Genomic DNA, 10526 nt, shown 5'->3' with positions numbered 1-10526 from the left:
TCCTCCTTTATTTCGCTGCGGGAGACACCCGATGCCCTGTGCACTTGGGCACGCGGCTGGTGCTCGCCGATCAACGACCGCTGCGCATAACGCTCGCGCTGATGGTGTGCTCTGCGCAGCGAAATAAAGGAGGAGGCCGCAGGCCGGGGGACATTCGCGGAGCAGAGCACACCGTCGGCGCGGGCGCGCCCCGAAGAACCGCGAACGCCACGGACCGAACAGCAGAGCCTCATCTCAGTGGGAATGACCGTGGTGCCCGTGATCGTGACCGTGCGAATGGTCATGGTCGTCGAGCAGTTCCGGCGCCAGCACGAGCGGCTTCGGGCCCTTGCTGCTGCTGCCGTGCGCGTGGTCATGGCTGTGGCCACCACCGCCGTGCGAATGTTCGTGCGAACCGTAGGCGCCGCCCTCGGGTTCGAAGGCCTCCTCGACCGCGACGACGATCAGGTGCATCGAGCGCAGCATGTCGGCCAGCACATGGTCGGGCTCGATCTTCAAGTGGTCGGGCTTGAGCTCGATCGGCACATGCCGGTTGCCCAGGTGATAGGCCGCGCGCGTCAGGTCGAACGGCGTGCCGTGGGCCGTGCAGTGCGTGATGCGCAGCACCGGCTGCGGCGCCGCGATCACCCGGACCAGCGAACCGTCTTCGGCCACCAGCACGTCGCCACCCCGCACGGCCGTGCCGCGCGGCAGGAACACGCCGATCTGGCGCCCTTGGGAATCGGTGGCGTCGAAACGGCTCTTCTGGCGGATGTCCCAGTCGAGTTCGATGGTGGCGGCGCGCTTGAGCAACACGGGCGCGAGGCCGCGGCCCTGGGGCATGAGTTTGTTGGCGGTGAGCATGGTGATGCGAATGAGGCTGGTGGACGCCGAAGCGCCCGTGGACTGCGTGAATACCTTCGAGGATACGCAGCCTGTCAAGCAGGCGCTTGCCCCCGCGTCAGAACAGGAAATACCGCTGCGCCATCGGCAGCAGCTTCGCCGGCTCGCAGGTCAGCAGGTGCCCGTCGGCGCGCACCGCGTAGGTCTGCGCATCGATCTCCATCTTCGGCGCGTAGCCGTTGTGGATCAGGTCTTTCTTGCGCACGTTGCGGATGTTCTTCACCGCGCTCAGGTGCTTGGACAAACCATAGCGTTCCTTGATGCCCGACGCCAGCCCGGCCTGCGACACAAAAGTCAGCGAGCTCCTGGCGAGCGAGCCGCCGTAGGCGCCGAACATCGGCCGGAAGTGCACCGGCTGCGGCGTGGGGATCGACGCGTTCGGGTCGCCCATGGCCGCCATCGCGATGGTGCCGCCCTTCAGGATGGTGAAGGGCTTCACGCCGAAGAAGGCCGGCTTCCAGATCACGATGTCGGCCCACTTGCCGACTTCGAGCGAACCGACCTCGTGTGCGATGCCGTGCGCGATGGCCGGGTTGATCGTGTACTTGGCGACGAAGCGCCTGGCGCGGAAGTTGTCGTTGCGCTCGTTGTCCTCGGGCAGCTTGCCGCGCTGCAGCTTCATCTTGTGCGCGGTCTGCCAGGTGCGGATGATGACCTCGCCGACACGGCCCATGGCCTGGCTGTCGGAGCTGAACATGCTGATGGCGCCCAGGTCGTGCAGCACGTCTTCGGCCGCAATGGTTTCCTTGCGGATGCGCGACTCGGCAAAGGCCAGGTCTTCGGCGATGCCGGCGTCCAGGTGGTGGCACACCATGAGCATGTCGACGTGCTCGTCGAGCGTGTTCACGGTGTAGGGCATCGTGGGGTTGGTCGACGAGGGCAAAAAGTTGTCCTCGCCCACCACGCGCAGGATGTCGGGCGCATGGCCGCCGCCCGCGCTCGGTGTGGAAGGCGCAGATGGCGCGCCCGCCCACGGCGGCGATCGTGTTCTCGACGAAGCCCGATTCATTGAGCGTGTCGCTGTGAATGGCCACCTGCGTGTCGGTGGCGTCGGCCACGTCCAGGCAGTTGCTGATGGCCGCGGGCGTGGTGCCCCAGTCTTCGTGCAGCTTCAGGCCGATGACGCCGGCCTCGATCTGCTCGTGCAGCGCGTGCGGCAGGCTGGCGTTGCCCTTGCCGAGGAAACCGAGGTTCATGGGGAACGCGTCGGCCGCCTGCAGCATGCGCTCGATGTGCCAGGGGCCGGGCGTGGCGGTGGTGGCGAAGGTGCCGGTGGCGGGGCCGGTGCCGCCGCCGAGCATGGTGGTGACGCCGGAAGACAGTGCCTCTTCGATCTGCTGCGGGCAGATGAAGTGGATGTGGCTGTCGATGCCGCCGGCGGTGACGATGTTGCCCTCGCAGCTGATGATCTCGGTGCCCGGGCCGATGACGATGTCCACGCCCGGCTGCACGTCGGGGTTGCCGGCCTTGCCGATGGCGGCGATGCGCCCGTCCTTCAGGCCGATGTCGGCCTTGACGATGCCCCAGTGGTCGAGGATCAATGCGTTGGTCAGCACCGTGTCGACGGCACCTTGCGCGCGGGTGCGCTGCGACTGCGCCATGCCGTCGCGGATCGTCTTGCCGCCGCCGAACTTCACCTCTTCGCCGTAGCCGCCGGCGCGCAGCGTGTAGTCGGCCTCGACCTCGATCAGCAGGTCGGTGTCGGCGAGGCGGACCCGGTCGCCCACGGTGGGGCCGAAGATTTCTGCGTATGCACGCCTTGCGATGGTCGCCATCTCAGCGTTCCTCTTTTCGTGGGATGCCGCGGAACCGGCTTTGCCGGGCCGCTGGCGTCGCCCCCTGGAAGGGGGTTGGCGTAGCGACACGAAGTGCGCGAAGACTGGGGGTCATTCCAGTTTCCCTTGAACCAGGCCGCGAAAGCCGTAGACGATGCGATCGCCGGAGAAGTCGACCAGTTCGACCGTGCGCTGCTGCCCCGGCTCGAAGCGCACCGCGCGCCCGAGGCGATGTTCAGCCGCATGCCGCGCGCGGCCTCGCGGTCGAAGCCCAGCGCGCCGTTGGTCTCGGCGAAGTGGTAGTGCGAGCGACCTGGATCGGCCGGTCGGCGGTGTTCTGCACCACCAGCGTGAGGGTGCGGCGGCCGGGGTTGAGCGTGTGCTCGCCGTCGTCGGTGAAGAGTTCGCCGGGCGTCATGGCGGTGCTCAGACGGCCTGGGCCAGCAGCGACGCACCCAGCACCACCACGGCGGCGCCGGCCACGCGCGGCAGCCATGCGTTGGCGTTGCGCAGCGCCCAGCCCACGGCGATGCCCGCGACGTGCAGCAGCACGGTCGCGCAGACCATGCCGGCCAGCGTGAGGGCCGCGCCTTGCTCGCTCGCGAGCTCGTAGCCGTGCGCCACGCCGTGGAAGACGGCGAACACGCCGACCACCACCATGGCGACCGCGGCCGGCAGGTGTACGCGCGTGACCACCAGCAGGCCCAGCACCAGCAGCGAGGCCGCGATCATCGGCTCGACCGCCGGCAACTGCACGCCGGCCAGGCCCATCAGCGCGCCCACCAGCAGCATGCCGGCGAAGGCCAGCGGCGCCCACAGCAGGTCGGGCCAGGCGCGGCGCGCGGCCAGGGCGCTCCAGAAGCCGACCGCGACCATGGCGGCCAGGTGGTCGGCGCCGGTCAACGGGTGCAGGAAGCCGGTGCTGAAGCCGTGGTGCATGCCGCCGTCGACACCGACGTGGGCGCTGGCTGCGAACGGGAGCAATGCGGCGAGCAGTGCGAGGGTCTTGGAGGCGGTGGTCTTGCGCATGGAGAAAGCGTCCTTCTTGTTCTGTGTTCTGTTTCGTTCCGTCTGGCGTCAGACGATGGGCTGGTGAACGGTCACGAGCTTGGTGCCGTCGGGGAAGGTGGCTTCGATCTGGATGTCCGGAATCATCTCGGCGATGCCGTCCATCACGTCGGCGCGGGTCAGCACGCCGCGCCCGTCGCTCATGAGCTCGGCCACGCTCTTGCCGTCGCGCGCGCCTTCCATCACGGCGGCGGAAATCAGCGCGATGGCTTCGGGGTAGTTGAGCTTCAGCCCGCGCGCCTTGCGGCGTTCGGCGAGCAGCGCCGCGGTGAAGATCAGCAGCTTGTCTTTTTCGCGCGGGGTCAGTTCCATGGGAGCGGCATCGGGTGGCTGGGAGAGTCGGCCATTATGGGCAAAGCGACTCCTTTGCAACAGTCGTGCCGTGTTCGCCAAAAGTCGTACGGATTGCACGGAAGTGGTGATTGGGTGCTGTGCGAGAGGGGCTGGAAACGGGGGCTCGGTGCTACTTTGGGCGCGTTCGGATGCACAAAGAAAAAAGGGAGGGCTGGAACATGCAGTCGCAAGCTGGCGGGAAGGTCGACTTTCATAAGTCGAGCAATTTCATGCGGTCATGGGCGCCGCAGGCCGGTGAGATTTGTGGTGAGGGCATTGCGCTGTCGATGAACCGGGCGCCACCATTGGCGCAGGGGCGGACCGGCGTCGAGGGGCGCGGACGGAAATCGATGGAAGTGCCCTCCAGAAGGCAGTCCAAGGAAGACTCCTATGCCGGCGCCGTACTCGGCGCGATCAAGGTTGCGGAGTCAATGTCCGGCGCCGTGGGGCGCTTCCAGCAGTGGTTGAAGTCGCCCCCGCCCGCACCGGCGGACAAAACCGAGCCTGCGAAGACCGTTCCGCCATTCGACATCCAGGATATTCCGGGAGCGATGCGCAAGCTGGGGGCGCCGCTCGGGGCGCAATTGATGGACAAATGGTTTGCAGGCCCGTTGAACTACTCGCCGACATCGGGTGACGAGCGCAACGGCATCAACCAGAACGGGGTGCCCTATCCGCCGAGCATGATCGACACCACCTCGGTCAAGATCGATTGGGTGCTGAGGTTCGAAAGGGCCAGGAAAGGGCTGGACTTCCTGATGTCCCAGCTCGAAACGCCGCCTGCGCTGAAGATAGCGGCCAACGCGCTGCGCCCGTACCGGAACCGGCGGGACATCTGGCCCTGGCTCGAGTGCAAGGGAGACATCCCGAGTTTTCACAAGGCGTTCCAGTTCCAGTTGGCGCCCGTGGAGGGCACCCTCAGCCAGAAGCTGGCGCAGTTCGTCACGCAGTCGCTCTTCAACGAAGGTGCGCCGGACGACCTGACCTGTGTCCTGGGTTCCTTCAATCTCTACGCGGCGATCTCATACGCCTACTTCGACCACAAGAACAAGGCTGCCGTCGTGACTCACGTCTCCGTCTACGTGAAAGACAACTTCACATTCACGGACAAGAAGGGCGAGGCGTCGCAGTACCTGGGGCATTGGAGTCGCAGCCATGTGGCGATTGTTCCTGTTCACGAGGCAGCGGCATTGGCGAACATCGGATGGGTCGGATATCCGGTGGTGCAAGGCGACGTGCATGCCAAGGACGCCGTGCTCTATCCGGTCAGGAACTCGGACTTTCGCGCGTGGCAGCGCAAGCACAACCAGGGCGGCGATTTCGTCATCTATACAGACCGGTTCACCATGAAACTCGACACGCCGATCAGGGTGGCGCTATGAGGCTCGACATTCGCGCCGCGCTGCGGCGAGCGGGGCGTGTCCTCCGGTGGACGCTTTGCGCCACGTTCATCCTGTTCGCCATCAAGTATTGCTTCGAGGTGAAGGCTCGCCTCAGGGCCGACAACCGTCCCGACGAATGGTGGAGCGAGGTTTCACCCATTCAAGATGGGGCCTACACGGCCAGACTCGTCTTCACCAGTCGCGACACGATCTTGCTGAGGCTCTATCGCACGGGCGATCCGATACTGCTCGCGGAACGCGTCTACACGGAGCACGGCGTTGCGCTGCATTGGGTGGACGACGGCTGGCTGATCTACGACACCTCCCTCGACGACGGCGCCATCCAGCTCCCGCCCACCCGCCTCGACAGACTCCTCGCCAAACTCCCCTGACCGCCGGGGGCGCCCGTGCCGATGGCACGAAAGATGCACCGAAACGGTGTGAACCCCGCCGAAGCCCCCACCACCCCCGACGACGCGCCCCAGCGCATCGTCAAGGTGCGGCGCGACTACAACAGCTGGGTCGCCAGCGAAACACTGGAGGACTACGCCCTTCGCTACACCCCGCAGCGCTTTCGCAAGTGGTCCGAATGGCGGGTGGCCAACACGGCGTTCGGCGCGGCGTCGTTCCTGATCCTCGAGGCGGTGGGGGCCACGCTGCTGGTGCAGTACGGCTTTGCCAACGCCTTCTGGGCGATCCTGGCGACGGGGCTGATCATCTTCCTGGCGGGCCTGCCGATCAGTGTGTACGCGGCGCGCTACGGCGTCGACATGGACCTGCTCACGCGCGGCGCGGGCTTCGGCTACATCGGCTCGACGCTCACCTCGCTGATCTACGCGAGCTTCACCTTCATCTTCTTCGCGCTCGAGGCGGCGGTGATGGCCTATGCGCTGGAACTGGCGCTGGGCATTCCGCCGGTCTGGGGCTACCTGGTGTGCGCGCTGGTGGTGATTCCGCTGGTCACGCACGGGGTGTCGGCCATCAGCCGGCTGCAGCTGTGGACCCAGCCGCTGTGGCTGCTGATGCTGGTCGTGCCCTTCGGCTACGTGCTGGTGCGCGATCCTGGTGCGTTTGCGGGCATCGTGCACTACAACGGGGTTCGATCGGCCACCAAGGGCTTCGATCTGCACCTCTTTGGCGCTGCCCTCACGGTCGGCATTGCGCTCATCACCCAGATGGGCGAGCAGGCCGACTACCTGCGCTTCATGCCCGCGCGCACCGCGGCCACGGCGCGGCGCTGGTGGGCCGGGGTGCTGGCGGGCGGGCCGGGCTGGGTGGTGCTTGGAGTGTTCAAGATGCTGGGCGGGGCGCTGCTGGCCTATCTCGCCATCCAGCACATGGTGCCGGCCGAGCGCGCGGTCGACCCGAACCAGATGTACCTCGCGGCCTACGAGTACGTCTTTCCCAACTACGGCTGGGCGGTGGCGGCCACGGCGCTGTTCGTGGTGATCTCGCAGCTCAAGATCAACGTGACCAACGCCTATGCGGGCTCGCTGGCGTGGAGCAACTTCTTCTCGCGCGTGGCGCACAGCCACCCGGGGCGCGTGGTGTGGGTGGTGTTCAACGCGCTGATCGCCTTCATGCTGATGGAGATGAACGTGTTCGAGGCGCTGGGCGACGTGCTCGGGCTGTTCGCCAACATCGCCATCGCCTGGATGATGGCGGTGGTGGCCGACCTGGTCATCAACAAGCCGCTGGGGCTGTCGCCGCCGGGCATCGAGTTCAAGCGCGCGCACCTGTGGGACATCAACCCGGTGGGCGTGGGCGCGATGGCGCTGGCCTCGGGGCTGTCGATCACGGCGCACCTGGGTGTGTTCGGGCCGCTGGCGCAGGCGTTCTCGGCGTTGATCGCGCTGGGCACGGCGCTGGTCGCCTCGCCGCTGCTGGCGTGGGCGACGGGCGGCAAGTACTACCTGGCGCGCGGCTCGTGGGCGCAGGGCGCCGTGGCGTTCGCGCCCGCGCCGGGCCCCCGCGCGGTGCGCTGGGCGAAGGTCGAGCACGATGACTACGGCAACGGCGGCGAGGGCAGCTACCGCCGCCTGAAGGTGCAGCACTGCGTGATCTGCGAGCGCGAGTACGAAGGGCCCGACATGGCCCATTGCCCCGCCTACCAGGGCGCGATCTGCTCGCTGTGCTGCACGCTCGACGCGCGCTGCGGCGACCTGTGCAAGCCGCATGCGAGCCTGTCGGCGCAGTGGTCGGCGGTGCTGCGCTGGCTGCTGCCGCGGCGCAGCTGGCGCTACCTGGACACGGGGCTCGGCCACTTCCTGCTGCTGATGCTGGTCATCGTGCCGCTGCTGGCGGTGGTGTTCGGCGTGCTCTACCAGCAGGAGCTGCGCGCGTTCGGCGAAGGCGCGCTGGCGCTGGCCTCGCAGGCCGACGTGGCGGCGGCGCTGGCGGGCGTGCAGCAGTCTTCGCTGCGCTCGGGTTTTCTCAAGGCCTACATGGCGCTGCTGGTCATCGCGGGCATCGTCGCGTGGTGGCTGGTGCTGGCGCACCAGAGCCGCAAGGTGGCGCAGGAAGAATCGAACCGCCAGACCCACCTGCTGGTGCGCGAGATCGCGCTGCACCGCGAGACCGACCGTGCGCTGCAAGCCGCCAAGCAGACTGCCGACGAGGCCCGCGAGATCGCGGAGCACGCCAAGCTCGCGGCCGAGCTCGCCAAGCAGGCGGCCGACCAGGCCAACCAGGCCAAGAGCCGCTACATCAGCGCCATCAGCCACGAGCTGCGCACGCCGCTCAACAGCATCCTGGGCTACGCGCAGCTGATGGGCGAAGACCCGTCGGTGCCGCCGCACCGTCAGCAGGCGGTGGCCGTCATCAAGCGCGGCGGCGAGCATCTGCTGTCGCTGATCGAAGGCACGCTGGCCATTGCGCACATCGAGGCCGGCAAGCTCACGCTGCACGCGCGGCCGATGCGTTTTGCCGACACGCTGCGCGAGCTGGCCGACATGTTCGAGCTGCAGGCGGCCGAGAAGGGGCTGCAGTTCCGCTTCGAGGCGGCGGGGCCCTTGCCCGAGGTGGTGCGCGCCGATGAAAAGCGCGTGCTGCAGATCCTCATCAACCTGCTGGGCAACGCGATCAAGTTCACGGCGGCGGGGCAGGTCACGCTGCGGCTGGCCTATGCGCGCGAGTTCGCGTCGATCGAGATCGAGGACACCGGCCCGGGCATGCCCGCCGGTGACATCGAGCGCATCTTCGAGCCCTTTGCGCGCGGCAACGCGGCGGGCGCGTCGGCGGCGCCGGGCGCGGGCCTGGGGCTCACCATCGCGAAGATGCTGACCGACCTGATGGGCGGCGAGATGAAGGTGCGCAGCACGCCGGGCGAAGGCTCGCTGTTCTGCGTGCGCCTCTTCCTTCCGCGCGTGCACGACACGGTGGCCGGCACCGGCCGCCCGGTGCCCGTGCAGCGCGCGCGGCGCGGCTACGAAGGACCGCGCAGGCGCCTGCTGGTGGTCGACAACGAGGAGGCCGACCGCGACCTGCTGGGCCATGTGCTCGCGCCGCTGGGCTTCGAGCTGCGCAGCGCGGCCAGCGGCCACGACGCGCTGGACCTGATCGCCGCCGGCTACCGGCCCGATGCGATGTTCGTCGACCTCGCGATGCCGGGCATCGACGGCTGGGAGACCATCCGGCGCGCGCGCAAGCTCGGGCTGAACGGGGCGTCGGTGGCCATCGTCTCGGCGAACGCCTTCGACAAGGGGCTCGACAACGACGTGGGCATTGCGCCCGAAGACTTCTTCGTCAAGCCGGTGCGCCACACCGAGCTGCTCGACTGGCTGGAGCGCCGCCTCGGGCTGCAATGGACCGACACCGCCGCCAAGCCCGCCCCCGTGGCGCCGCGCACCTTGCAGGCCCCGTCGCTGCCGCGCCTGCGCGCGCTCGAGGAGGCCGTGAGCCTCGGCTATTTCCGCGGCATCATGAACCAGCTCGACGCCATCGACGCGGCGCAGCCCGAGTGCGCTGGCTGGTCCGAAGCCCAGCGCGTGCTGGCCCGTCAGTTCCAGTTCGAAGCGATGAGCCGCGCGCTCGCCGAAGCCGTTGAAAGCGCCGCATGACCCAGACCCCGCCCATTGCCACGGAAGCATCGCCGCTGGCCCGAACCCTGCGCGAACAGCAGGGCGCCAACAGCGACCTCGTGCTGATCGTCGACGACGTGCCCGACAACCTCGCGGTGCTGCACGACGCGCTCGACGAGTCGGGCTACACCGTGCTCATCGCCACCAACGGCGAACAGGCGCTGCAGCGTGCCGCGCAGGCCCGGCCCGACATCGTGCTGCTCGACGCGATGATGCCGGGCATCGACGGCTTCGAGGTGGCGCGCCGGCTCAAGGCCGATGCCGCCACGGCGCACATTCCGATCGTGTTCATGACGGGCCTGACCGAGACCGAGCACCTCGTGGCCGCGCTGGAGGCGGGCGGTGTCGACTACGTCACCAAGCCCATCAAGCCGAAGGAAGTGCTGGCGCGCATGAACGTGCACCTGCAGGGCGCCCGCCGCGCGCGGCAGGACGCGCAGCAGGCCGGCCAGGCGCGCAACGCGCTCGACGCCTTCGGCTACGCGAGCATCACCGTGCGCCTGCCCGAGGGCCGGCTGATCTGGCAGACCGCGCTGGCGCGCGACCTGCTGCTGCGCTACTGCGAAACCCGCGCGCCCGAGACGCCGCCCGCGGTGCTCGACTGGCTGCGCAAGCACACGCCCGATGCGCGGCAGCGCGGCATCGAGCCGCCGGTGCTGTCGATCGCGCAAGGCGCCAGCAGCCTGACCTTGCGGCTGCACCAGCAGACCAGCAGCGACGACGACGGCGACGAGTGGATGATCATCATGCGCGAGGTGTCCGACACTGGCGTGATCGAGGCCATGAGCCTGAGCCTGAAGCTCACGGCGCGCGAGGCCGAGGTGCTGTACTGGGTGGTCAAGGGCAAGACCAACAAGGACATCGGCGAAATCCTGGGCAGCAGCCCGGCCACGGCCAAGAAGCACCTGGAGCGGGTGTACGTGAAGCTGGGCGTCGAGACGCGCACGGCCGCCGCCGGCGTGGCCATCAAGCGCATCCGCGAGCTGCAGCCGCAGTTCGAGATCTGA

General features: G+C 68.1%; 7 protein-coding genes and 2 pseudogenes. 4 read left to right on the top strand and 5 right to left on the bottom strand.

Annotated features, from left to right (window positions below; translation table 11 throughout):
- Window positions 1–234: 234 nt before the first annotated feature.
- The 5 genes and pseudogenes from ureE to BMG07_RS02100 all read right to left on the bottom strand — a co-directional run bounded on the left by ureE (window position 235) and on the right by BMG07_RS02100 (window position 4037).
- Window positions 235–843 (bottom strand): urease accessory protein UreE, encoded by a 609-nt coding sequence (gene ureE, locus BMG07_RS02120; protein WP_198082958.1) that lies wholly within the window; start codon window positions 841–843, stop codon window positions 235–237.
- Between the two features lie 97 nt (window positions 844–940).
- A pseudogene (gene ureC, locus BMG07_RS02115) lies at window positions 941–2657 on the bottom strand (urease subunit alpha).
- Between the two features lie 111 nt (window positions 2658–2768).
- Window positions 2769–3075 (bottom strand): annotated as a pseudogene (locus BMG07_RS02110) (urease subunit beta).
- A gap of 8 nt (window positions 3076–3083) precedes the next feature.
- Window positions 3084–3686 carry a HupE/UreJ family protein gene (locus tag BMG07_RS02105; RefSeq protein WP_198082957.1) on the bottom strand — a complete coding sequence of 201 codons (603 nt, stop codon included), beginning with the start codon at window positions 3684–3686 and terminating at the stop codon, window positions 3084–3086.
- A gap of 48 nt (window positions 3687–3734) precedes the next feature.
- A complete protein-coding gene (locus tag BMG07_RS02100) occupies window positions 3735–4037 on the bottom strand; it encodes an urease subunit gamma (RefSeq protein WP_056594100.1) in 303 nt (100 codons plus the stop codon).
- A gap of 200 nt (window positions 4038–4237) precedes the next feature.
- On the opposite strand from BMG07_RS02100, the gene BMG07_RS02095 reads away from it, so the two are divergent.
- From BMG07_RS02095 to BMG07_RS02080, 4 genes are read left to right on the top strand one after another with little or no spacing between them, the layout of a single operon-like run.
- On the top strand, window positions 4238–5440 hold the full coding sequence (locus tag BMG07_RS02095) for a DUF6402 family protein (protein ID WP_198082956.1): 1203 nt from the start codon (window positions 4238–4240) through the stop codon (window positions 5438–5440).
- Window positions 5437–5832: a hypothetical protein gene (locus BMG07_RS02090; protein WP_198082955.1), complete on the top strand. Its 396-nt coding sequence runs from the start codon at window positions 5437–5439 to the stop codon at window positions 5830–5832. The genes BMG07_RS02095 and BMG07_RS02090 overlap by 4 nt, the downstream gene beginning before the upstream one ends.
- A gap of 33 nt (window positions 5833–5865) precedes the next feature.
- Window positions 5866–9498 carry an ATP-binding protein gene (locus BMG07_RS02085; RefSeq protein WP_198082954.1) on the top strand — a complete coding sequence of 1211 codons (3633 nt, stop codon included), beginning with the start codon at window positions 5866–5868 and terminating at the stop codon, window positions 9496–9498.
- On the top strand, window positions 9495–10526 hold the full coding sequence (locus BMG07_RS02080) for a response regulator transcription factor (protein WP_198082953.1): 1032 nt from the start codon (window positions 9495–9497) through the stop codon (window positions 10524–10526). The genes BMG07_RS02085 and BMG07_RS02080 overlap by 4 nt, the downstream gene beginning before the upstream one ends.

Origin of the sequence: Variovorax sp. E3, assembly GCF_016082275.1 — a bacterium.
In the GTDB taxonomy this organism is placed as follows: Bacteria; Pseudomonadota; Gammaproteobacteria; order Burkholderiales; family Burkholderiaceae_C; genus Variovorax.
The sequence above is the reverse complement of the archived record's forward strand: the minus strand, read 5'-3'. Positions and strand labels throughout refer to the sequence as shown.